Annotated in this window: 20 protein-coding genes; 1 reads left to right on the top strand and 19 read right to left on the bottom strand. The window is 50.2% G+C overall.

What is annotated here, in order from left to right; translation table 11 throughout:
- Positions 1-31: 31 nt before the first annotated feature.
- The gene (locus AC0YNX_RS21935; RefSeq protein ID WP_475817841.1) at positions 32-388 is read right to left on the bottom strand and encodes a LytTR family transcriptional regulator DNA-binding domain-containing protein; all 357 of its coding nucleotides are present in this window, start codon (positions 386-388) and stop codon (positions 32-34) included.
- Between the two features lie 269 nt (positions 389-657).
- Here AC0YNX_RS21935 and AC0YNX_RS21930 point away from each other — a divergent pair, with 269 nt between their 5' ends.
- Complete coding sequence (locus AC0YNX_RS21930; protein ID WP_475817840.1) at positions 658-1,002, top strand: helix-turn-helix domain-containing protein; 345 nt, start codon at positions 658-660, stop codon at positions 1,000-1,002.
- On the opposite strand, the gene AC0YNX_RS21925 is transcribed toward AC0YNX_RS21930, so the two are convergent.
- From AC0YNX_RS21925 to AC0YNX_RS21840, 18 genes are all read right to left on the bottom strand, one after another.
- The gene (locus tag AC0YNX_RS21925) at positions 971-1,102 is read right to left on the bottom strand and encodes a hypothetical protein (RefSeq protein ID WP_475817839.1); all 132 of its coding nucleotides are present in this window, start codon (positions 1,100-1,102) and stop codon (positions 971-973) included. The genes AC0YNX_RS21930 and AC0YNX_RS21925 overlap by 32 nt on opposite strands.
- Positions 1,103-1,261: 159 nt before the next feature.
- Positions 1,262-2,476 carry an iron-containing alcohol dehydrogenase gene (locus AC0YNX_RS21920; RefSeq protein ID WP_475817838.1) on the bottom strand — a complete coding sequence of 405 codons (1,215 nt, stop codon included), beginning with the start codon at positions 2,474-2,476 and terminating at the stop codon, positions 1,262-1,264.
- On the bottom strand, positions 2,467-2,778 hold the full coding sequence (locus tag AC0YNX_RS21915; RefSeq protein WP_475817837.1) for an antibiotic biosynthesis monooxygenase: 312 nt from the start codon (positions 2,776-2,778) through the stop codon (positions 2,467-2,469). The genes AC0YNX_RS21920 and AC0YNX_RS21915 overlap by 10 nt, the downstream gene beginning before the upstream one ends.
- A 25-nt stretch (positions 2,779-2,803) precedes the next feature.
- Complete coding sequence (locus tag AC0YNX_RS21910; protein WP_475817836.1) at positions 2,804-3,724, bottom strand: ATP-dependent DNA ligase; 921 nt, start codon at positions 3,722-3,724, stop codon at positions 2,804-2,806.
- A 38-nt stretch (positions 3,725-3,762) separates the two neighbouring features.
- Positions 3,763-4,368: a pyridoxamine 5'-phosphate oxidase family protein gene (locus AC0YNX_RS21905; RefSeq protein ID WP_475817835.1), complete on the bottom strand. Its 606-nt coding sequence runs from the start codon at positions 4,366-4,368 to the stop codon at positions 3,763-3,765.
- Positions 4,369-4,441: 73 nt separating this feature from the next.
- The gene (locus AC0YNX_RS21900) at positions 4,442-5,665 is read right to left on the bottom strand and encodes an MFS transporter (protein ID WP_475817834.1); all 1,224 of its coding nucleotides are present in this window, start codon (positions 5,663-5,665) and stop codon (positions 4,442-4,444) included.
- Positions 5,666-5,852: 187 nt separating this feature from the next.
- Positions 5,853-7,439: a polysaccharide deacetylase family protein gene (locus tag AC0YNX_RS21895; protein ID WP_475817833.1), complete on the bottom strand. Its 1,587-nt coding sequence runs from the start codon at positions 7,437-7,439 to the stop codon at positions 5,853-5,855.
- 20 nt (positions 7,440-7,459) lie between these two features.
- Positions 7,460-9,247 (bottom strand): type 2 periplasmic-binding domain-containing protein, encoded by a 1,788-nt coding sequence (locus AC0YNX_RS21890; RefSeq protein WP_475817832.1) that lies wholly within the window; start codon positions 9,245-9,247, stop codon positions 7,460-7,462.
- Positions 9,248-9,424: 177 nt separating this feature from the next.
- Positions 9,425-10,330 (bottom strand): carbohydrate ABC transporter permease, encoded by a 906-nt coding sequence (locus AC0YNX_RS21885; protein WP_475817831.1) that lies wholly within the window; start codon positions 10,328-10,330, stop codon positions 9,425-9,427.
- Between the two features lie 16 nt (positions 10,331-10,346).
- Positions 10,347-11,255 carry an ABC transporter permease gene (locus AC0YNX_RS21880; RefSeq protein ID WP_475817830.1) on the bottom strand — a complete coding sequence of 303 codons (909 nt, stop codon included), beginning with the start codon at positions 11,253-11,255 and terminating at the stop codon, positions 10,347-10,349.
- Between the two features lie 233 nt (positions 11,256-11,488).
- A complete protein-coding gene (locus AC0YNX_RS21875) occupies positions 11,489-13,114 on the bottom strand; it encodes a response regulator (RefSeq protein WP_475817981.1) in 1,626 nt (541 codons plus the stop codon).
- Positions 13,115-13,140: 26 nt separating this feature from the next.
- Positions 13,141-14,904, bottom strand: a complete 1,764-nt coding sequence (locus AC0YNX_RS21870) for a sensor histidine kinase (protein WP_475817829.1) — start codon at positions 14,902-14,904, stop codon at positions 13,141-13,143.
- 177 nt (positions 14,905-15,081) lie between these two features.
- Positions 15,082-16,404, bottom strand: a complete 1,323-nt coding sequence (locus AC0YNX_RS21865; RefSeq protein ID WP_475817828.1) for an MFS transporter — start codon at positions 16,402-16,404, stop codon at positions 15,082-15,084.
- Positions 16,405-16,711: 307 nt separating this feature from the next.
- Positions 16,712-16,972 (bottom strand): hypothetical protein, encoded by a 261-nt coding sequence (locus AC0YNX_RS21860; protein ID WP_475817827.1) that lies wholly within the window; start codon positions 16,970-16,972, stop codon positions 16,712-16,714.
- A gap of 127 nt (positions 16,973-17,099) precedes the next feature.
- Positions 17,100-17,846 carry a zinc ribbon domain-containing protein gene (locus tag AC0YNX_RS21855; protein WP_475817826.1) on the bottom strand — a complete coding sequence of 249 codons (747 nt, stop codon included), beginning with the start codon at positions 17,844-17,846 and terminating at the stop codon, positions 17,100-17,102.
- Positions 17,847-18,190: 344 nt separating this feature from the next.
- The gene (locus tag AC0YNX_RS21850) at positions 18,191-18,445 is read right to left on the bottom strand and encodes a hypothetical protein (RefSeq protein WP_475817825.1); all 255 of its coding nucleotides are present in this window, start codon (positions 18,443-18,445) and stop codon (positions 18,191-18,193) included.
- A gap of 364 nt (positions 18,446-18,809) precedes the next feature.
- Positions 18,810-22,586 (bottom strand): hypothetical protein, encoded by a 3,777-nt coding sequence (locus AC0YNX_RS21845; RefSeq protein ID WP_475817824.1) that lies wholly within the window; start codon positions 22,584-22,586, stop codon positions 18,810-18,812.
- Positions 22,583-24,649 (bottom strand): hypothetical protein, encoded by a 2,067-nt coding sequence (locus AC0YNX_RS21840; RefSeq protein ID WP_475817823.1) that lies wholly within the window; start codon positions 24,647-24,649, stop codon positions 22,583-22,585. The genes AC0YNX_RS21845 and AC0YNX_RS21840 overlap by 4 nt, the downstream gene beginning before the upstream one ends.
- Between the last annotated feature and the right edge of the window lie 129 nt (positions 24,650-24,778).

Here is a 24,778-nt window from a genome sequence, read left to right as displayed (position 1 = left end):
ATTCTGGGGATTGTTGGTACTGGGATCATTGTCATCTTACCGGAGGAAATTTGTTTAGATCTGAGTCCGCCTTCACCACCAGATGCGGGTACTGTACAGTCTTCGCCTTGGAGATCGGCACAGAGATTTCGCCCGCTCCCTTGAAATAAACGTCATTGCCGTATGGTCCCGCTTCTATCCGGTCGATAAGCCGCACATTCACTAAGCAAGACGGATGGAACCGATCGAAGCCAAGCGATGACAGCGCATCCTTATAGCCCGTAACGTTACCAAGCTGCAAGTATGTTCCATCCTTCGTAACGAACATCGGAATACCCGCCCTATAGCCCGAGGTTCCATTTAGCCGCGGCGTTACTCCCATATACAAAACCTCTGTTGTAATGTTCAAGCTTCTGCATATGACGCGATCATTCTGAGGCTCCATCTTCACGCAGTAGACATAGATCGGCGACCGGCTATCGCTTGGGCATCCGTCATGAGTTAATATGTATATTCACCTCCACAAGCTAACAACGTTACCAATCCCACTTAGTATATATTCACATTTCGCGATTGTAAACTTATTATAATCACATTACGAGATTGACCAAAAACTCGTCCTTCTGTTGTAAGATATAATATCAGTTGATTAGCGCTTAGCTGATGGAGGTGCTACTGTTGCTTACATTCGGAGAACGACTCGCCTATTTGAGGTACAGAAAAGATATGTCCCAAGAGGAGTTTGCGAAACGCCTTAACATTGGGAAAAGCACCTTAGGCATGTATGAGACGAATAAACGTGAACCCGGCCATGAGATGACGGCCCAGATCGCCGCTTTCTTCGAGGTGAGCGTGGATTGGTTAACGACAGGCAAGGAGTTTAAGCATAGACCCATGTCGGCCACGCAAGAAGAACTGATTATTAAAGATCTCGTATCACGCTACAAGATTAATCTGTCCAACCAGCACACGAGAGAGAAGCTGGAGAAGATTATTCAGCTTGTTTTTGACGACTTGCCATAAGGAGCGCCTGAATGAGCTGAATGAACTCTTCGCTCGACACATCGCGCAATTCAGGGATTTCCTTCATTAATTCTTCAACGGCTTTGCGAAGCTCATCCATCTCTCACTCGTCCCCTATCCGTAATCGACTATCTATTACCAGTATAAGAATGAAGAACGAGATTTGATATACCGTTTTAAATCCGTGGAAAATGCTTGACAAACAAACAGAAGACTGGATCCTCGTTACGAGGAACCAGTCTTTTTCTCTATCCGCCAGCTAGATTCTCGCCAGCACAATCTCCCGCATGACAGCTTTGTCCAGCTGAACCGGACTCTGCTTATTATCTGACGCGGCAAGAATCGCATCCAGATTGTCCGCATTGACGCCATAGGCGCCAAGCCTTGGAATGTGCAGCGACTCCGTCCACGCCTCTAACGTCTCAACTAACCGCATTCGGCAGCCCTCCGCATCTTCCTTCGGATGACCGGTTAGCAGTGCGCCGACAGCAGCATACTTCTCCAAAGCCAATGCTGCCGCCGTCGCATCTTTTTCCCCATCAACCTTGCTGAGCTGCTCCAAGTTCCGCTTCGTCACTTCCGCCAGCAGCGTTCCGCAGATAACGCCATGCGGAATCGGAAATTGCCCGCCGAGCGGCGCTGCAAATCCGTGAACCAGCCCAAGTCCCGCATGCGCCAGCGTAATGCCTGACATCATGGAGGCGTAAGCCATCCGCTCGTGCAGCTCCACATTCTCGGCAGCGTCGGTACAGATCGGCAGCAAGCTACTCACGGCTGCCTCAATGCCGGATAAAGCGAGTGCATCTGTCATCGGTGAGGCCTTGGTCGATACGTACGACTCGATCAATTGTGTTAGCGCATCGAGACCGCTCGCAGCCTTCACCGATGTTGGACAGCTCATCGTAATGCTGCCATCTACGATAGCGACGTCAGGAATGAACCGGTCATGCCGCAAGGAGCGCTTGAACCCGCCTTTGATGGAGATCACAGCATTCTTCGTCATTTCGCTTCCGGTTCCGGACGTTGTCGGGACAGCAACGAAGAAGATTTTGCTCCCGTTATGCGCTCGGAACGCGGCTTGCCCTTCCAAATAATGCAGCACCGTATCGCCAGGCTCCGTCGTCAGCATTGCGGATACCGCTTTGCCCGCGTCCATCGCACTCCCGCCGCCAATAGCGATGACCGCATCAACCTTGGCATCGCTCCGGTAGCGGTCTACTACATCATCCACCCACTCCACCGTAGGCTCGTGGCGGATATGAGCAATATCATAGGCGATGCTTGCGGCAGCAAGCGCATCAACGACTCGCTTCCACTGCTCCGCGCTTGCCTGTTGGAAGCCGCCCATCACAAACAGAACGCGACTCGCTCCCTCTGGCAGCACCTGGATCAGCTTATGAAGCATACCGCTGCCGAATAAGATATGAGGCGTTCCGGTAAATGCAAAAGGTGCCGATTGCCAATTTACCGCCATTGCGAAGCCTCCGCAGGCGCGATGACCCTGTGCGGCGTACCTTCGCGCGGCTTCGCCATCCAAGGCGCCACCGTATCCCGCCATTTCAAGTAATGGCTCGTTTCCTTATGCTTCGCTGCCGCTTCCTCCGACTCATACGCCTCATAGAACGTGAACACGGACGGATCATCACGATGCTGCAAAATATCAAACCGCAGATTCCCGTCCTCTTGCACGGAACCAAGGTGGTTATCCAGCGTTGCAGCGATGAACTCTTCGATGTGCTCCGGCTTCACGAATACTTTTACAGTGGTTACGATCATTTGCGACAACTCCTCTCACCTAAGATTAGTTATAATTCCAGACACAATCCTCCGGCCGCCCATGAGGCAGGAAGCCTCTAAACCATGTCGTATGCAGCTGATGCATATCCGTCCGATCGAGGTAATCAATCCGGCAGCAGAGCTTCGGTACGATCCACTGTATCCCGGTTTGCCGATCCTTCTGCGTGTGGAGCTGCTCCGCAACAGCGAGGAATGCCTGCCTATCCTCGTGGCCGATCCCTTCTTCCACAGTGCCAACAGGCTTATTCTTCATCGTGCGAAAATGCAGCCCAATCACAAGCGCGAACGGCTCCGTCCGGTACCCGACAATAACTGCATCAATTGTCCGAACATGCTTAATCGACAGCCAATCCGCTGATCGACGATCCAGCCGATAGATCGAATCCCGCCGCTTCGCGACAATCCCTTCCATGCCTTTCTCCTTGGTCAGGGCGAACAGTGCTGCGCCTTGCCCTTCTATATATAGCGTCTTCGTAAGCACAGGCGAATCCGCAATGAGGCTGGCCAACCGTTCCTTCCTCTGCATGAGCGGCTCATCTATATGCGACTGTTCTCCCGAATACAACACGTCGAAGGCAACAAAGGTCGCCGGATGCGACTTCGCCGCTTGTGCAATTGTTGTCGCCTTGCCAAGCCGCCCGCGATGATTGAAGTCGTCAAATATAGGCCGTCCATCTCGCAAGCAGATGCCCTCACAGTCCAGAATCACCGTGTCCGCTTTGATTGCATAGGCCGCATCCAGCAACTCCGGGAACTTGGCCGTGACGACATGCCCGTATCGCGTATAAGCTTCTACACGCTCACGCTGCTTATGGATAAGAAGACGACCGCCGTCATATTGCGGCTCGAAGATGAATCTATCATCGTCGAACGCTTCCATGCCCCTGCTTGCAAGCATAGGCTTCAATGGTGTAAAGAGCAGCATCCAGCATCCCTCCCTATCACCATTGTCGCCGCAATGCATTAATTCGATTCGCGTTCGATCACGTATCCGTTACGCGTAATATGATCCTCGAAGATACGCTGAATGTTCGGGAATTCCTCCCGGTTCAGCCAAGTCTCCGCATCCCATACATCCGAAGTTTTGAGCGCCCGAGGACAATGGATGAAGCATTCTTCCACCGTAACCTTGACGATTAGATTCGGCTTCCGGCCATTTAACGTCATGCCTTCCAGCAGCGACTCGTTGAGGATCATTTGGGCACGGCCATTAATGCGAAGCACCTCATTCATCCCAGGCAAAATGCAAATCATGCCAAGCCGTGGATTGGACAGCAAGTTGATCATCGAATCGACTCTTCTGTTTCCCATCCTTTCAGGGAATGCCAGCGTATGATCATCCAGCACCTGCACGAAGCCCGGTCCGTCGCCGCGAGGCGATACGTCGCATTGTCCTTCTTCATTGGCGGTCGCCAGGAAGAACAGCGGGCACTTCGCCAAGTAGCCCCGAACATGATCGTCGATATGGTCAATACTCTTCTTCACAACAGCCTCATGCGGAACGCCAACCAGCTCTCTCAGCCGTTCAACAGTATCAATAATTTGGTCTTCTTCCGGATTATATTTCATCGTCATAATATTCCTTTCTTTTCTTGAGATAGAGATGCTTTCATCCTAACCTTTGATGGGAGGAATGACAAGATTAAGCTCGATGAGAATGGCCTGATCTGACGAAGATTAGAAATGTAAAACCAGCTGCTACCACAAGGAACAACATTCCCCCTGTTAAACCTAATGTTCGTGGTGATACAACTTCGAGCAGGAACCCTGCTGCAAACATAGAGATCCCCATTATCGTATTTTGAAGCGTCGCCAATATGCCGAAGAATTGACCTTGCACGTGTAAGGGAACTTCATTCATAAGAATCGTTCTTTTGCACGCGTTCCCGATTGCTCCGCAGCTTGCAGTGAGAGTCAGGAGTATGGCAGCCATTACAAAAGAGGCCGATTGGCTAATGATTATGTTCATCGTCCCTTCTATTATGAGAAGAACAACGACAGTAACCCTCATATGCTTTGCAAATCTCCCAAGCAGCGCCGAACCCAATACAAGTCCGCATCCTAATGCGCCATAAGAGATGCCGATTCCGATATCCCCCATCTTAAACTCCTCTACAGCATATACACTAATAAGAATGTTAAAGATGCCATCCCCAACAGGAGTGAGAAGAAAAACGAGAAGCATGCCGCGAATAAAGGGAGACTCCGGTATTAATTTGCGATACTCATTCATTCTTCTAAAGCGGCTTTTTTCAATCTTAGATAGGATGATAGCAGTGGATTTACTCTGCCTTGGAATTATAACTTGGCGCAGAATAACAGCTGAAAACAGAAACGACAGCGCGTTTAGAACAAACGATGCATGAACCCCAATCGTTGCAGACACAACACTTCCAGTAACAGATCCGCCAATTAACACAATCCCCAGCATGGCCTGCTCGAGACCATTTACCGATAATAAATTTTCCTTCTGGACGATCTGGGGAATCGAAGACATTCTTGCTGGAGCGTATAAGGCCTCGCCCGCTGATAGAAGAAACGAGCTTACATAGATAATCCAAACGTCAGAAGAGTCTCTTATTAATAAAGGTATTAGAGCAAAACCAATTCGAGCTGCATCGGTGATTATCATGACGTTCCTCTTTGAGAACCGGTCGGCGATGATTCCTCCCAGAGGACCGAATATCAAATAAGGAATCAATCTCACTGCAAAGGTAATCCCAACCGCCAAGCCGGAGCCGGTAAGCGATAATAACAAACTGAGTATGGCAACTTGGCTGAATCGGTCCCCAATCCCATTAATAAGACCCGACCAGAACAAGCGGCTATACTGTCTTTCCTGACTTAACACACGGATATGATTCATGTCACACCCCACTAATTAGATAGTTGTCTAATCCGATAAACAAAAAATAAATCTAATTAAATAAATATCTAATTAGATTCTTGTTGAATTAGATGATACTGGATTATGGCAGCATTGTCAAAAAGAAAAAGCCTCCCACAAGTTCGATTGAACTCATGAGAAGCTTTGCTCTCTATGAAACGTCTACTTATAATCGCAACCGCAATTCCTGCCCCGCAGAGCGAAGCTCAATCCGCCCCGCACCATTGCTATCGCTGCTTCGATCAGCCTGCTGTACGCCGGTCAGCCCAAGCTTATACGGATGTCCATTGAACACATACCCGATCGTTTCCGGCTCCAGACGGATCTCCGGCAAGTCCTCTACATCTCCCCATTCCAACAGGAGGCCCCAGTTCGGCATGTCAGTGGAGATGATAATCTCCTGATCCGCGCAGCGAATGCGCAGCTCATGCTCGCCTTCCAAGCGTACAAGAATCGTAAGCTCGCCTTGCACCGTTTCATCCGTTTCGAGCGATTGCACGTTTACCGGAACCGCATTTCCTTCGCTGTCATAGATAACAGGACGAAGTCCGGCAGACGTCTGGTCGTTGCTCCAACGGGCACTGTCTACAACAGGAAGCGTATCGTAATGAGCATTCTTGTCCGGGCATGTAGCGTCCAGGTACCGCTCCGCATACTGCTCGTCAAACCGGTGTATATCACGGATCCAGAGCTCGCCATCATTATTCAGCAGGTTAAGCCTGTAATTCCGGTTGTTATACCATACCGATTGACGGCCTTCACCCCGCCAGTCTGTCAATGCGCTGATGGAAGCAGCCGGCGTGACGGGATATTGGCGTCTGAACCAGCGACCTGATTCCGCGAGCGTTTCTACCTTCAGCACGCCCTCCGCTTGTTTAACGGCAAGCAAGTCGACCTGATCGATCAGACCGTCCTTCATCGCCGCCCAGCCGAAGGAGTTCTCTTGACCGACCTGCGTATAGCCGAACGAGACCTGCTCCTTGCGGAAATTAACGTCATAGAACCATCTTACCCACTCCGGAATGCCGCCTCCGCCTTCTTTGCCCGAATAGACAGGCTCCAAGGTAATAACGGCTTGGCCGTTACCGCCAAGCTTGGCGTCATATTGGTAGATCGGATCGCTTCCCAGCATGCGGAACACGGGAACCGGAATTTGATTGGCCTCCGTCTGCGCAGGCATGAATCCGTTCAAGCGGCTCGGATAGTAGGCTTGATTCCAATAACCGCCCCAGAGCGTGTAGCCATCGGTTCCCCATTGATCCTTGCAGTTACAAGAAGCTACGATCTGATAGCGGTCCGACAGATAACCGAGCAGGTGCGCATCCATAAACCACGATCCAACGGATTGGGGATAATGGCCGAACTTCGCGCGGAAATCCTCCATGAGCACGTCTGCGAGTCGCTCCCGCTCCTCCGGCGTGTATCCGACGGAGAAAGCAATATGCGAGTGCCAATCCCAAGGGAATCGGCCGCGCCAAGGGATGCCGGCCTTCTCCGTAAGCGGCTGCACGATTTCAAACCATGCGCCGATTTCTTGCCCGGCATCTGCCTCGTTCACCAGCAGGTCCGTAAAAGCCGGGTCGATCAGCGCATCGTATTGGAGCAGCCATGTCGCCCGAAGACCGTGCTTCTGCACAAGAGCGAGCTGCTCTCTCACCGGTTCGACGAGATCCACCGCTTCCCGGGGCTCTACGCCCCGGATGAAGTTAATAATATTGACATGATTCGGATAAGCTGGCGATAAGTTACTCAAGGTTTCACGCTCCAATTGTATTATTCACCGACGATGACAGGCTTGTCGTTATATACGTTACGATCCAGAGCTCGCTTGACCGTAATCGTGATTTTGCCTGCCGGCGTCTCGCTGTATGCTTTGTACTCTTTGTTGAACTCCGCAATCGTATCTTCATCATGACCGCGTACCTTCATCTCGTTCTGGAACTGATTGTAGACCTTCTCGAATTCCTGATCGTTCTTGGCAAGCAGCAGCTTCGCGTAATATTGCAGGCGGATATCGCTCTGTACCGGGTTGTATTTCTCCACTGCTCCGCCGATGATCGGCTTAATGCGGCTCGACTTCGGAATCAGCCCGAATGTGCCTTGCTCGTGATTGATTTCTTCCGCTTTGTACAGCATCGCGTTATACGACGGCCATGGCGATTCCATCGTTTTGATATGCGTGTTGCCGACGCTTGCAAGGTTCTTCCACCACCAGAAGCCGTTCTCCGTGACGCTCGTCATGCCGCCGTTATCGCCGCCCCAGAACTTCGGACCTCTGAAGACGTCATCGTTGACGACTACCGCGCCGTTCTCCATTTTGTACGCTCCCATGCTCTCCGGACCGTATTCCATGAGGATGAACGCTTCCTGCGTTTGCATCCAGTCCAGCCCTTTCATGAGCGCATCCGGATTGTCAATCTTCGCGCTGACGCCCGTGCCGGAGCCTCCAAACGGATTAAAGGATGCGTATTGCGCCAACTTCACACCTGGATTGGTTGGCAGCTTCGTCGGCGAGAACCAGCCTTCAGGCAGCCCTTTCTCTGCCAACGCTTTGTACGAGATCGATTCTGGAAGCTTGTTCGCCTTGATCAGCGACTGGTTCGGATTATCCCAGCCATCGAACAGCATCGCGCCGAAGCGCAGGTTGTTCACTTTCTCCATGAACAAGTCTTTCTTCTGGAAGCTCGTTTCCGGATCTAGCAGCCCGTTCAGCTGGAGATGATTCAACCACTCGAACGCTTGCTTGAAGCCTGGCAGCTTGTAATCCGGAACGACGGAGCCGTCCGCTTGTTCATTCCAGCCATAGCCCGTGCTTTGCACGCCGAACATGGACATAACCACTTGAAGCCCGGCAAAGTTCTCGCCGCCGAGTGACAATGGGATCATTTTGCGACCTTGCGAGTCCTTAAAGTCCTTGATCGCGTTCAAATATTTCTCGAATCCTTCGATCGTCTGCAGATCTTCGGTCTTCATGCCCGCTTTCTTCAGAATGGACTCCTGAATCCAGAGTCCCTGCGCGTTGCCCTGCCATGCGGAAGGCTCGTCTACCACTGGCTCGTAGCCCGACGGCACGAAGTAGATATGCCCATCGGCAGCGCGCCAGTTATCGATAATGCGCTTGTCGATCTTCGCTAGATTCGGATAACCCGCTGCATCATCGAAGTACTTGTCGAGCGGAAGCAGCTTCTTCTCCGAAACAAGACGCGACCAAATGAGACTGTCAGAAGGCAAAATAATCGCATCCGGGAAATCTCCGCCAACCAGCTTCAGATTGATTTGCTGCGTGACGTCACCGCCGTTGCCGATCTCCACTTTATCCCAGTGAACGCCGGACTTCTCCATCACTTCTTTGGTGATCGGTCCGTCCAAATTAACAGGTGTCGTTTGTGTCGGAGCATACAGCGTGTAATGTGTTTCTTTCGCTGTGCCGGTAGACGAACCCTGCTTATTGCCTTCAGCCGTATTCGAATTATTCCCATTCGTTCCGCAACCCGTGGTTAATGCTGCTAGCATTGTCACTGCCGCGACCGAAATCATACTCTTCTTCCATCTGTTATTCATACCCTGATTTCCCCCTCATAATAGCCTGCTGGTAATCATGCGTGGAACACATCTATATCATCAAACGAACGAAAGAAGCAGAGATTCGTAAAGGCTGGCCCGGCAGGATCCATGCCGCGGCCGGTGCTCTCGCAATACCTTCGTTCCTTTGTCGCTCAGCTCGGATGGACGCTAACGCTACTCTTTGACGGAGCCGATTAGAACGCCTTTGACGAAGAATCGCTGAACGAACGGATATACAAACAGAATCGGCAGGATCGTAATGACGATCGTTGCCATGCGAACCGACTTGGACGTAATAGCGTCCGGGTTATATAAGCTGACCGAATGTGCGCTGGTCATCTGACTCGCGCTGATCATCTGGCTCGCTTCGATCGTGCTCATAATGCGCTGCAGATAGGTCGGCAGCGGCTGCAAATTCAGATCATTGACGAAGAAGGCGCCGGTGAACCAATCATTCCAATGGCCCACAGCTGTAAACAAGCCGAGCGCTGCGAAAAGCGGCATCGAGAAAGGAAGCACGACATTGAAATAAATGCGCGTGTACCCTGCTCCGTCGAGCTTCATGGATTCTACTACAGCTTCCGGAATCGAGTTCTGGAAGGAGGTCTTCATGACGAACATGTTCCAAATACTGAACAGTCCCGGCAGTACATAGACCCAGAAGTTATTAATCAGCTTCAGATGAACAAGCTGCAGATAGAATGGAATCAGTCCGCCGTTGAACAGCATGACGAACAGGAAGACTAGCAGCAGCTGGTTTCTGCCGGGCAGCTCTTTCCTGGACAAGCCGTAGGCAACCATGGAGGTGATCAGCAGCGAACCTGCCGTACCGATTGCCGTGCGTGCTACCGTAATCCAGAAAGCGTTGACAATTGTATTGTCGTTCAGAATGACCCGGAAGTTATCCAGCGTGAACAATCTCGGCCACCAGAATATGCCGCCGAGGGCTGCGTCCCGGCCTTCGTTGAATGACAGAACCAATATATACCACAATGGATAAGCGCATACAAAAGCAAATATTGCCAGCAAACTGCTGTTGATAACGTCAAAAGTTTTCTCGCCTCGCGTTAACCGCCACATACGTACACCTGCTTTCCTACCATATCCCGTCGCCTCCGATGCGCTTCGAGATCCAATTGCTGAGCAGCAGCAATATCGTGGACATGACGCTCATCACAAGTCCGATCGCCGTTGTCTGGGAATATTGCGCCTGTCCGATACCGAGCCGCAGTACGTACGTATCAATGACCTCGGCCACGCCGATATTCGCCGGGTTAATCATCGCATATATCTGGTCGATGCCGACACTGAGCAAGCTTGGAACCGTCAGGATAAGCACGATAGAGATGATCGGAACGATGCTCGGCAGCGTGATATAACGCATCTGCGCGAAACGGCCGGCTCCATCCATGACCGCGGCTTCGTAGAACACCGGGTTAATGCTCGAGATCGCGGCGAGGTACAAGATCGTGCCCCATCCAATTTCTTTCCACATGCTGCTCAGGACGAAGATCGGACGAAACCACGTCTCCGATCCCATGAACGCAATCGGATCTAACCCGAGGAAGTGCAGCAAGGAATTGGCACCGCCTCCGTCGATGGATAAGAAGGCATCCAAGAATCCTACCACCACGATCCAGGAGATGAAATGCGGCAAGTAGCTGAACGATTGCACGAATCGCTTAAACCGGAATGCCCGTACCTCGTTAATCATTAACGCCACGAGAATCGTTGTGGGGAAGATAAACAGCAGCCTTAGCATCGTTAGCAGAAACGTATTGCCGGTTGCTCTCCAGAAATCCGAACTCGCCGTAAACTCCTTGAAATTTTGCAACCCGACCCATGTGCTTCCCCAGATTCCGCCTTGGAAGTTGTAGTCTCTGAATGCGATCTGCATGCCTAGCATCGGAATATAGTTAAACAAGAGAATAAGCACCAGTCCCGGTAGAATGAAAATATAGAGCGGGAGAAGGCCTTTCCGTTTAACGACAGAGAGACGATTCATATTCGGCGTTTCTCCTTTCTTAGGCTTAAGTAGCAGCCTTGTATAATGCACCGAGCACTCAAGGCCCCAGCACTTATATTGATTATAGAAAAGCAGGGAAGCGCTCTCAATAATCGTAATGCACGATTAGTTGCGCTATCGCATGATCTTGTTTTCACGTTTCTTTGCATAAAAAAAAAGAGCGATCATCGCGATCACTCTTTCGCTTATTATTCAGGCAAGTTATTGCCTCGCTAACTGGCCACTCCGAGTAACGCTCTATATTCCTTCGGACTGTAGCCCGTAATCTTCTTGAACACGTTCGTGAAATACCCGATATTCTGATAGCCGACACTCTCCGCGACCTCGTACAGCTTCAGCTGCGAGTATTGCAGCAGCTCCTTCGCCTTATTGACCCGGATATGAATCAATTGATCGGTAAACGAGACGCCTAGCTCCTCTCTGAACAATGCTCCCAAATAATTCGGGCTCAAGTAGACAGAGTCCGCAACTGAGCGCAAAGAGAGATTGTCTTTATAGTGTTCGTTCATCCACTCCAGCGCCTTCTGAACGACGATTTGGGTCGGGCTTTTCTTCCGCTCCGCGATAAAGTCGCTCAGCCTGGTAATGATCCTCACCGTTTCTTGCAGCAGCTCCGGCTCCTCTCGGCACTCTAGAAGTTGCTCCCACAGCTTCTGTTCAGATCCGACATGACGACTCACGTCGCCGATTTCTGCCGCTATTCGGTTGGCTCCGCTAATGAGCTGGAGACATAGGCTTCTCAAGTTTGCGCCTTGAATGTGAGGATCCCCAGCAATGCTTCGCAGCAGTTCTCCCAGCAGACTCAGACTAATCTGGCTATCTCCGGCTCCGAATACTTCCAGAAAATCTCCCCGAAGCTCCTCTACGCTCTTGCTGTGAATATCCGCTTGCTCCTCTAGAATCTGCCAGCTGAACGTCCGCTCATCGCTTCCCAGCAGTCTCTGATTCACGGCTCTTTGCGCCAAGCGGAAGCTCTCGCTCAAGCGGCTAAGCTCCGCGAAGGATGGTCCCGCTCCAATGGAGACCGAGCAGCAGTCGATTCTCTCTGCTTCCTGGCCGAGATTCCGCAGGATGTGCTCCGTCTTCTGCTCGAACGCTTCTATCGCCTCCGCCTTCGAGTTCGCATCCCGCAGAATCAATACGATATTTCCGCGTAGTGTTGTCGTCTTCTCCTCCAGCAGTGAACCGCAGATCGCCGCCACCGATTCATTCAGCAGCTGTTGGGCGCGCCGCACCTGCTCTTCCTTGGGAAGCGGCGACCTCGGATCGGCGTCCAGTACGACGACCAATACGCGGCGTAAACCGCCGTGGGCAAACATGCCAAGCGCATTCGCTTGGGTCTGAATCGCTTCTTCGCTCAGGATAAGGCCATGAATCAGCTCCTGAAGGAATTGCTCCCGCGCTATTGGCCTGAACGTATCCAGCTGTTCTTTGATTCGTGTTTCTTCTCGGTCTCGTAAGAGAGCCTGCTGTTCAGCTTCGCATACGCGCGCAAGTATGGCGGTCAATTCCTCGAATAGGATCGGCTTGACGAGAAACGCATCCACGCCAATATCAAGCGCAGACTTGGCATATTCGAATTCCTCGTATCCAGTCACCATGATGATTCGCATGTGCGGATTGATCTTACGCATCTTGGCGGACAGCTCAAGGCCATCCATCCCAAGCATGCGGATATCGGTAATGAGCAAATCCGGAGGGGCGTGTTCGGCCATCTCAAGTGCCTGCTGCGCATCCTCCGCTTCTCCAGTTACACGCATATGGTACTGACTCCAATTCACGTGCTTAATAATTGATCTACGCTGCCGTTCCTCGTCGTCCACAACAAACACTTTCATGTCCACGCCGTATTCCTCCGTTCGTATCAATTCGCTATCGCAATCTGGCTGGCTTGCTGCGGGATGAGCAGCTCAATCGAAGTCCCTTCGCCCGGCTCGCTTTGAATGGTCATGCGATAGGAATTGAAATATTGCCGTTTTAATCGTTCGTTCACGTTGTAGATACCAAAGCCCATTCGCTGCTTCGCTCCTTCAGCCTTCTCCAGCAAATCCTTAACCTGCTCTGCGGTCATGCCCGTTCCGTTGTCTGTGATCGTAATGCAGAGCATGTCATTCCGCAAACGAGCTTGTATATGCAGAGTGCCCCTTCCACCTGTGCGGACAAAAGCATGCAGCAGTGCATTCTCGATAATGGGCTGCAGCGTAATCTTGATAATCTCGCAGGAGAGCGTCTCTTCTTCTACGTCGAATAGGGTCGTGAGCCTGCCGGGAAACCGTGACTCATGGATATCCAGATACGCCCGTACATGCTCCAATTCCTCGCGAAACGGCAAGATATCGCCGCCTCTATTAAGCGCCAACCGGAAAAACTTCGCCAGCGCATCTATCGTGCGGCCGATCTCGGCTGAGCCGACATCTATTGCCATGCTTTTGACCAATGCGAGCGTATTGTATAGAAAATGAGGATTGATCTGCGCCTGCAGAAGCTTCAGCTTCTCCGTCTCCGCTGCGCTCCTCGCTTCGGCGATTTCATCGAGCGATTGCTTCAGACGGAGCGACATCGTATTGAACTCCTCCTCGACATCAGCTACCTCGTCCTTATCATAAACCTTGACGGTGAGTCCCAAGTCGCCGTCTCGCACCCGCCGCATGCTTCTTACGAGCGAATTGAGCCGGTTTTTGATGCGCAGTCCGAAGCTCGCGAGAACGGCAATCGTCAGCACAACGAACAACACGCTAACCGCAATGGCGCCATTCTTGACTAGCTGCAGCTTCTGCCACAGTTCCTGCTGACTCACGACCGTGATGATCTTCCAGCCTAGCCGGTTGGTCTGATAGACCACCATACTTTGCTTACCGTTTATCTTCGTCGAATACCAGCCCTGACCTGCGGTATAGACGTCTTGCAGGTAAGGGAGCGCCTTAATGTTGTCTACCTGCACCGAATCCGTTGCATTCGTCAGCACTCTCCCCTGCGCGTCCGCAACGACGACCCAGCCTTTCTTGAACTCAAGTGGATTCGACAATTGATCAAACAACGCGCGGTTCGTCACTTCAACGTGAATAATACCGAACTTCTCATTCGTTAAATAATCCACAAGCCACTTCGTTAGATGAAGCGAGGGCTGACCATCAGCACCCTTCCGGTCGAAATACCAATAGAACTGCTGGTTGTGATCATTCATTGCAGAGTACCAAGGCTGCGAGGCTACCTGCTCCATATTCAAGACGACGCCGCCATCCTGATGCAGACTCGCGTTGCTCTTGTAGAATTGAATTTTCTTCATCGGAAAATAAGAACGGATTCGATTAACGGCTGAATTAATCTGCTGCAGAGCGGTCACCTCTTCCTGCAGCGACTGATATTGCTGCGTCAGCGCAGTCGTAATGCCAGGGTCAAGGGACATTTGCATCAGGATGTTCTGATAGCCGATAATGCGGTATTCGATATTCTCATTCAGCTGGTACGCCACCTTCTCCAGCATCTCTCGGCTTTCCTTCTGTGCGAGCGGCAGACTTGTCGAGAACAGGCTGTAGCCTACGATTAGGACAGGCAATATCAAGAAGAATATAACGATCAGTATAAGCTTCTGAAGCAATCGCACTCGGTGCCAATAGCGAAAAACCATGCTCCTATCCTCCTAAAGCGCTTCCAATCTGAGCTATGGGCAGCAGTCGTATTGGACAGCATGACAGCTCTGCCCAGAATATTATGCTAGTTTATCAGATATTGTTTGGGAGCGGAAGTTCAAATAAAAAGGCTTCACGGAAGTTCAGTGATGAACTCCCGCGAAGCCGCTTAACCGTTAATCAGCGCTCTCCTTCTGCTTACGCAGCTTCTGAAAGATGATTACGAGGGGAAATAGCATACAAGCTGACAAAACAATGGAAGCTCGGATCGTATACCGCACGCCCACCCAGCCTACTACGGGACCTCCCGCAGTTTGACCAATTGCATTGGCTTGACTAAGAAACGACAACACGGTTGAACGTGTACCCGATTCGATATGCTGATTGAGCCAAGCCGAATACAGCGGGTAGAAGACGGAATTGAACATGCCGAGCAGCCAGAAGCTTGCAAGCGCCCAAATGAGATTGGGAGCAAGGCCAAACGCTATCACGCAGACGATCTTCAATGCAGTTAACAGCAGCATCAGATTGCGGACAACAGCTCGGTTCTCCAGGTTTAGCTTGCGAATGACAACCTCATTGGTCAATAAGCCGAGAAGCATTCCGCAAATCCCAAATATCCCAAACCATATCGCGCTATTCCAGCCATTGAAGGTGGGCAGGCCGATATCCGTAATGAAATGAGCTTCCCACAGCCGATCAAATCCTTCCGATGAAGCCCCGGAGAATAGACTGACGATGAGAATCAGCAGGAGTATAGGTGACTTTCTAACAAAGGAGGAGCCTTCTTTGAAGGTCGATCGCAACTGGCCCCATGAGCTTAGATCGTCCTTGGCAGTCCGGTGAAAGTTATTCTCTTTCATCGCAATAAGAAGATAGACAGCCAACCCCATATACAATACCCCGCCTATAATATAAGGCAGATTTAACGCGATCGTAGACAAGACGACGCTAAGGATAATGCCTGCAATTGAAGCGATCTGCTGGAATTGACCCGAACGTACGAACAGTCTGCCTAATCGCTCCTCGCCCACCTCGTCCGTAATCCATGACTGCTGTGCTCCGCTGAGGAAGGTTTCGCCGACTCCTCGAATCATTTCGGCGATCACGACTAGGATGAACAGAGAAACGGCTCCCTGCAACAGCCCATCCGAGAGCAGCACAACATTGCCTTCGAGAATATAGGCCGCTCCCATGATGAAGAAAGCAATGATGACCGAAAGTCGCCTGCTGTACGTATCAGAAAGTACGCCGGTAGGAATCTCAAGCAAGAAAATAACGAGCTCCAGAAAAGTCCCGACCAGTACAAGCTGGAACGGGTTGAGCCCTAGTTCGTTCACATAATACAAAGCGTAGGTTGTGAACATAATCGAATTCGCGAGCGACATGATTGCGCTCATGATGTAGAATACCTTTTCGGATTGACGAATGTTCAGATGAATCTCCCTCTCTTGGGTCATAATTCGAATTATCGTCTGCGGTGGACGCAAAAAAGCCACAGACCCGCGCGGACCTGTGGCTGCAGATAAAAAGAATCGTATCCCCGGAAGAGGCCGGACGAATGGTACGACAACAAAATAAAAAACCACTGGCATGCACCAGTGGACATTGTTCGTAACAATCGTAGAAACGATTATTCTTACTTGAAGTCCAAGCGAGGCCGCGCAAAATATTCATGTGCAATTGTATCCATGACTTTGCTGGCTCCCATTTGTGGACCTCCTCATAATGAATTCGTTTACATGTCTGATGGTAGCAGATTTATCCTTTAAGTGTCAATACAATATCGGGCGGAACCCTAACTGATCATTCCTCCGCTTTAATAACTCGTACCACTCTACGTTCTTCGTTGAGAAGGGAAATAACATATACTTTATCCCCTACGTACATGGGCGTATCTTGCTGAATATTCGTTTCGCTGAACAGACAAAGTTTATCTGAGCCATTGGTTGCTTCATAGCAATGCTCATGAGGGCATTCAACAATGGTGTATTCGGAGACTTCAGTGGGCGTGTTGCTCAACATGCCAATTAGCATAGCCAAAACTTGAATAAAGGATGGTATCATTGATTATTGATCTCCTCTCTTTGCATCTATGTTACATATTGTATCACTAACGATACATTTTGTCGACATGTTCTATTTGAAAAATAGAGAAGACCCCTTAATTAGGAGTCTTCTCTGTATTATTTCATTATTCTTTTACTTCAACTAGCGTCGTGTCGATATTGCCAATCTCGCTATCTGTCAAAGGTTCAACTGCATCCGTTTGTGAAGAAACTTTTTGGGAGGTTCTTTCAAGGTTTTCCGATTCACTATTCGCCTTATTTAATTCGGTGTTCAAACGCTCAATTTCATCTTGTTTTTCTTGTTTTTCTCTAGTCAAATTTGAAATTTGTGCATTAGCACCGTCTAACTCGCTACTAAGTTCTTTAATTTGGCCGTTTAACTTCTCAATATCAGCATTCTTTTGGGTGATTTGACCTTTCAAATCTTCAATTTCCTGTCGAAGGGCAAGATTTTCATTTTGAACTGAAGTCATCTTCTCATCAAAGTTTTTAAGCTGCTCTTGAAGTCCTGCAATATCGCCTTTCAAATTAGCAATTTCCTTAGTAAGTTCAATCTTATGAGCTTCCAATGTTCCAATAGTTACATTACGATTAGCGATAAGTACATTTGCCGCTTTTATACGCTCGTTAGCACTTGCTTTAACATTGTTGATCTTGGCAACTAGTTTAGCTTCGCTAGCTTCATAATCGCTAACCTTTTCACCAAGACCAAGCAATTGTTGAGTGACGTTGGCAAGCGTTGTGCTACCTGTGAATACAGCACCTGCTGTTGCTGCGTATGCACTACCTGCAAGCATAGTAAGTGCAATCGCTCCTGTTGCTATAGCTACCACTACTTTTTTGCTTTTTGGTTTTTTGATAGTTGATCTCATTTAAATTTGATCTCCTTTGCGCATAGCGCGTATTTTGTGTTCCCAGACAACTTTTCTTTTAACGAACAATTTTGTTCTTAATTAAGAACAACTTGTAAACATAATATACCTTAGTCTCCGACAAAATGAAAAGGGACAAAACGGCTTAAATGTTCTCATTTAAGAACAATTTGCAATGGAATATTGTCACTAGCTCTATGTCACTCACATTTACAACAATTTGCTCCATTTTTCTTCATTTTTGAAACCTTTCCTCATCTCACCCCCGTTCTAAAGAAAATCCTGGTCTTTAACACCATAAAAAGACTACCTCCTTAAAAATAAGGAAGTAGTCTATTATGGCTTTATTCTTTTATAACTCGAACCACTCTGTGCTCATCATTGAGAAGCGAAATTATATATACTTTGTCACCGGCATATAACGGTGCTTCTTCCTGGATATTCGTTTCAGTGAATAAGCAAGGATGATCCGAACTATCCACAGCTTCATAACAATGTTCGTGCGGGCACTCAACCATTGTGTATTCGGAAACTTCTGTTGGCGTGTGGCTCAGGATACCGATTAGCAGAGCCAGGGTCTTAACAAATGGCGGAACCATAACGTTCACTCTCCTTAGATTGGTTTCGGCAGTTTGGTGATAGTCCTCGCGTATCCATCCTTGTTCAAGACGAAGCTTATAGAATGGTAACGCAGCAGCTTCAACAAATCCTCTTCCTCGTAAGGGTAGAGTTCGCTCTTCAATTCCTCATCATTCTTCTTGTCACAGCTGCTTATTTACTTATATGTAACATTTGCAGACCGTAGTTCTTCCATATACGAAATGTTTACTATAAAAAATTGTTAATATTTTTAAATAAAATAGTTTCTATTTCTTTATTTCTTTCCAAGAAATAAAACATAAAGTCCAGTAAACAACATGCAAAGAAAAGCATCAACCGGATAGGCGATGCTCCTTTGCTTACCTATAATACAACGCGGCCATATGCCTCAATCATAATGGCAAATGCCCCGTCCGCCTTGGGGTGATCCTGAAGCTTCTTCAGCATAGCGCGGAACCCTTCCCCATACGCGTCTTTACGGTCTATCCATGCGGTTCGCATCGTTTCCGCCAAGTCTGCATATTCGAGCTTCTCTAGCACATGGATGCCAGCCCAGATGGCATGACCATCGAGGAGCTCTCTCGGGTATATAACCTCCATTTGCAAGTTGTCCGCTTGCCATATATAGGTAAGTTCTTGAGCGATTGCGACAACGGCAGCAATTCTTGCCGTATCCGCCATCAATCGAATACTTACGCTGCCTTCCTCCGCACGAATCGCTTTGCCATACTGAGATCGGCCAAGCTCAGACACGTGTAGAACCGCTCCTTCAGACATCTCATTATCAATCAGCTGCTTGCCCTGCGGTACTAGAACAAGATCGACATGTCGCAGATTGCCCCTTAGTTCTTGGAGAAGAGCTCCTCGAACATCTTGGAAAATGGCTAGCAGGTCGTCCGCCGGCTCTGCGGCTGCCGCCACTTCCTTATAAGCGGCAATCAAATCTAGCGCCGTCTGCTCTTTCTGCTGACGTCTTGAAGATGCCTTCATGCTCTCACGCTGCGGTTTCTTCGCAATGTCGCGAATCACGGCCGCCGGTCGGTCTTCGGATATGGCAGCCTCTGCCTCCGGTTTGGCGAGCGTCTCCGTCCCTTTAGATGGGCTCTCTACTTGCTTATTGAATTGCATACGCAGCGTCCGAAGCGATTGCTCCTTCAGCCAACGTCTCATGATGCCAGCGAGTTCCCGCAGCGCTAGGACGCTTATCGGTCTCAAGCCTCCATTGCGGAGATAGTCATCTCTGCCGGCCGTTTCGCTTTCCTCGAACACCCAATGAAGATAGTCATCCAGAATCTCAATAAAGTGATTCCAGTGCTCCATTACACTCTCAATCATCCCAAGATTGCGCTCGCTGTCCTCAAACACATACAGTTGCAGAATCTCCTTCGTATTCCCCTTCTGCGACAACGGCTTCAGACGTGGGACGTAGAGACCGATTCGCTCATGGGAGACATTCCGACTGACATTGTCGCTATAGAACGAATCCGGCAGCGGCGTCGTAACGCTAAGCGTATGATGGTTGTGAGGGTACAAGGTCACGAACAATTCATTCAGCAAATAGCAGAGCGTGAACGCCAGTCGATCCGGCTGTTCGAACTCGGCATCCTTCGACTGAATCGTAATGGATAAGATATTACCTTGGGTAAATGAGCGACGAGCCCCTTGATCCTCCTCGCTAAGCGGCACGTATACGACACGTTCGCTCTGAAGGTTGACGCTGCCTTCAAAATCGAAGTAGCCATTGGTATGTACATCGAAGCCCCGAAATTCACTTCGGAACGTCAGTTCGAACCGATCAATCGTCCACCGAACCGGGATGCCATTCGGCAAGTTAAGGCTATCTTTGCGAATGGTGTATGTGCGGCTCTGCTTGTAAAGATGCGAGCTGGTCATTGGCTCGGCAGCCAGCTCCAAGCGTTTCAAATTGTCGTCAATTCGAATGATCCGGTACCAGCGGCTGTCAAAAGAAGCAATCTGGCCAGGCAAATACTGCTGATACACATCTCCCCTGAGATGCGCTATCGTTTGCCCCGATTGCAGCCGCACTTCATAACTAGGCAGCATGGTCGTCTTGTATCGCTGGGCTTCCTCCGCGTTCAGCCGGTATAGAATCTCCTCTTGATAATGTCCCGCCGCGCGGTCAAACCGCTTCCGGAATCGGACCTCAAGCATGTCGCGCCGCGCGCTGCTCTGTCCAAGCAGCTCAGCGTACTTCCGTACTCCATCGACTAGGAAGCTCTCCTCGATGCCAGCGTATCGAAGGCTCGCCTGAAGCTCGGCACCGGTTAACCAGACACGTGCCAATCGATCCATCATATAGAGGTAGTTGGTCTTGAGATTTGCCATAGGCTTTGGCACGATAGAAGCGATCTTCCGATGATTGCGCAGAAAGAAACTCTCGTTGTCCGCAAGATAATCTCGCAGCAGGTAAGGAGGAGAAACCACCACTACGATTGCGTTCTCTTTACCTGCGGACCACCAACGGCCGATGCTCTGGATTAGGTTTTTCGAAGCATCGCGATGAATGACTACAACATCGTCACGCTCGGCAACGGTCCATTCTCGCGCGTGCAGTTCAACACTCGTTCGCAGCCGGCCGGCGGCTTGGTTCGATAGCTGATAGTCTTTCATGGCATGCACGATATTCTCAGACAACTCGTCCATATTGTCTCGTCCGGGCATGCTGTTGGAATCGACGATAATCATGTTTTGGTGCCCAAATTTAAGCGCCGGAAGGACAAGACTGGCTTCCGGGTCAAGCACCCTATGCGCCATTCTTGGCATAATCCCTTCCTGAAGCATGCCGCGATCCTGCGCAATTGCCATATAGTACAGCTGCTGGCTACGGCTCTGGTGAATCGTTATATCATCCGGCAGCACGGCAAATATCCTCTGCATCGCATCCTCGAGCGCTTCCGCCCAATCGGAGAAGACGACGAACTGAGGAGCGCTGTCAAGCACCCCGCTTAGCCGTCCCGCAAACAGTTTCAAGTCATTGCCGTACTTAGAGAACATTTTCTCGCCCTCCATCACAAGAACGACAATGTCAGATCTATGCTGCTCATGTTCATGCTGAATGTAATCGGGCAGTGTATCCGTAAGAAGGTCGCTTGCTTGGATCAACAGCAGGTCAGCCGCGAGATTCTGTTCCACCGCATCCGACAACGTAGCGGCCGTCCATGCAAAAACTGGCCCCCCTGCTTCTCTGATTCCTTCATAAAACCATGAAGCTCCTTGCGCAAGATCCTGCTGCGACTCGACAATCAGCAGAAATTTCTTGTTCTGGAGAAGCAGCCTGTAAAGCGCCGGGAAAATGGACCGACTCATCGGCCGGAACAGACCATCCCGCACAAGCAGATGCCGACCCTGTACAAGCGCTTCGACAATGGCCTGAACTTCCTCTCCTTGCTGCGCCTCCGCGTTACTTTCCAGCTCGGAGGGGTCATTGATAACGCCGGAGGTCAGTATTTGTTTGGGCCACAATCTGCGATACTCCTCGAACAGATCGCTGAAGGAAACATTGGCGCGTGCCTCGGACTTCCGGTGCGCTCGCATCACACGCTCGCCCTTGCCATCTGTGAGGAACCAGCTGCATTCGACCAATAGGAGGAATGACAACGCCAAATAATCAGGCAACAGCGATCTGTAAGGCTGCAGCTCCGGCATAATGGCAAACGAGAAATAGGCGGCAAGCAGCAGCCCTGACATAATGGAAGAATAGTGGAACATGAGACTGGCGTAACGGTATTCCGATTTGAGCCTCACACTCTCCTGATGTACCTCAAAGAATCGTAAAGACGATACCGGCCCTTTCATCCTGTTAGCCAGCAAGCGGATCATGCGTTGTCCGGATATACCGATGGCTTTGACGAGCGCGAAGCCGGTTAGATAAGCCAGATTCACGACCAGCAGCAAGTAAGGCGACAGCCAAGGTGCATATGCATCCAGAAACTTCACGATCCAAGCTCCGATAGAACCGTGAAATGCCAGGACAACGACTCCCGCAATCAGAGCCAGCAGAGGTGACCAGAACTGCAGATAACGCTCGGTCCTCAGATGATTGGAAAGTTTCAGAGCTCCAACAAGAATGGCATATAGCACAAGGACGCTCAACAGCAATTCCCATCGAAAAGCACTCATAGCCGATACACCCGATCATGCTCGTATACCAGTCGTTCTACTGGATAAATGATTGCTCCACTTATCGTATCGCGAGACATGCCAACGACAAGCTCTGCGGATGCCGCCTTTCCTTCTCCATTGACAGGCTGCTCCCATAATGGACAATATACCGGATGTGCGGTTGCATCCTGATCAAACCACGATTGCTCATTGTATCCGCTCTCCATCGCTCGATCCTGCACTTCTTTCAGCTGGATATTCAACAAGTAGGCGAGCCGCTTGCCTATATCGATCGCCTCCTCCAATGCAGCTTGGTGAAAACGCAGCTGCAGGTTCTGTTCGCCCTTCTCGCTGCTGAACCTGCTCACATCACGTATTCGACTCGCCAGCTTCAGTAGCTTGTACAGCTGGTTCAAATAATCCGTATACTGTTTCTGCATATGCTCCTGCTCCATCTTGAGTTCACCTAAACGCTTATTGGTCTGCCGGACCATCCTCTTGATTGCGGAGACGATTCGCCCACGCGACAGGCGGTGACAGAGCGCGAATATCGCTGCTAAGGCAGCTGGATAAACACCATATGCTAGAGCAGGATGCAAGTTGTCCGCTGCGATTGAACCTACGCCGTTCCATTTCACAACTGCTGGCGCGAGCAGAATCCCGGTCACCGCGCCAAAGAGCCAGCCAATCTGGCGAGTGCCAGGCATGCTGCGCAGATAGAATGCCAGCTCCTGCTTGGTCTGCTTCATGTAGTCATTCCATTTCGATACCGATGACGGCGCATGCGGCACTTTCGATAGCAGCTGCTGCCGAGTCGCGTCCGCTTCCGCTTGCAGATGACGGATAATCTCCTCCGGCTCCTTCTTGATGAATGCCAACGGCTCTTCCTTGAGTTTTCTCTGGATATCGAGTTTGCGCATGCCTTCCTTAGCCATATGAAGCACTCTCTGATCACGCCGCTCCATCATTTCTCGAGCTGAGTCCTCGAATACTCGAAACTGCTGCTCGAACTGCATACTCTGGCTGTATCTGAACGGAGGTGTCGGTACGTCAATTTCTTCAAGCACCTCTCGTCCGTGCGGGAGCGCCATCCAAGCCGCATAATCCGGCGCCATGTCGAGACGCCTGTTACGCAGCAAATCCTCAATGCGAGACTTAGAGATATAAAGTCTTGTCAGATAACGGTTAAGCAGCAACCCCAACTCTCGCTCCCGAAATAATACGTCCAGCGTGTAGGCATTGCCCTCCTGCCAAAGCCGTGAAACGGGATCGTTAAGCGCGATTGCATGAATGGCATAGACCACCTTGAGCAGCGTTCGTACTCTTCTTGCCGCATACTCGTGTGGATAGGGCACCCGGATAAAAATATAAGAAGCAATCGACGCCTTCGTGCCCATGCGTTCCTTCAAAACAGCCTTCAAATCGTCAGAAGGTTTATAATCGACCAGCTTCGGGGACAGAGGAGGCATCGTGATGCGTTTAATCCGCGCGTCGAACCCGTTCTGCACCTCCTCGAGTTCTTCCTCGAACAGCACGTCGGTCGGAATGCTGCCCGAATGCCGAGAATATTGCTGTGCGACCTTCTTCTTCTCTGACAATATCTCGCTGAAGCTCGCTTGCACCTTCGCTACCTGCTTCTCCAGGAGCATCAGATACGCCGGCTCCGGTTTCTCAATTGGTCCAGCTCCGCTGAGATCGGGCAGGGTCCATGATTGGTCAAGTGTGCGGAGATCATCAATATGAAACAGATTGCCTTCGACACTTGGCTTGTTCCACAGATAGCCGTGGATATCGAGCGTCCAAACTTCTTTTAAATAGGCATCAAGCGGCGCACCGTTCTCTTCCCGCTCAATACCGTCCAAGGCCATAATATAGACTTTGTCAGGCGCGAGCTTCTGGTTCTGGAGCCGGACGAGGAACCGCTCGCGAAATCTAGCCAGCTGCAAACTTAACCGCTCCCGGAAATCACGCTCCTCAGAGACATTCATCATCCAGACGAGCTGCCATCTCTCCACCATATGGATGTGTAGATACTCATAAACGCTGCTCAGCAAATCCTGATAGTCCGTTTTTCTGTTCATGTGGCGAAAGAAGGCGAGTGATCCGGATGCGATTCCACAGTGGAAGAAACGTGCTATAAGGTTCCATTCTTGAGGTGTCTCGTCATAATGCACCACGATTGTCAGCATTGCATTCCATCCTTCAGCTCG

The organism is Paenibacillus sp. J31R98, assembly GCF_056269245.1.
Note: the sequence above shows the minus strand (reverse complement) of the source record. Positions and strands in the feature narration are given on the sequence as shown.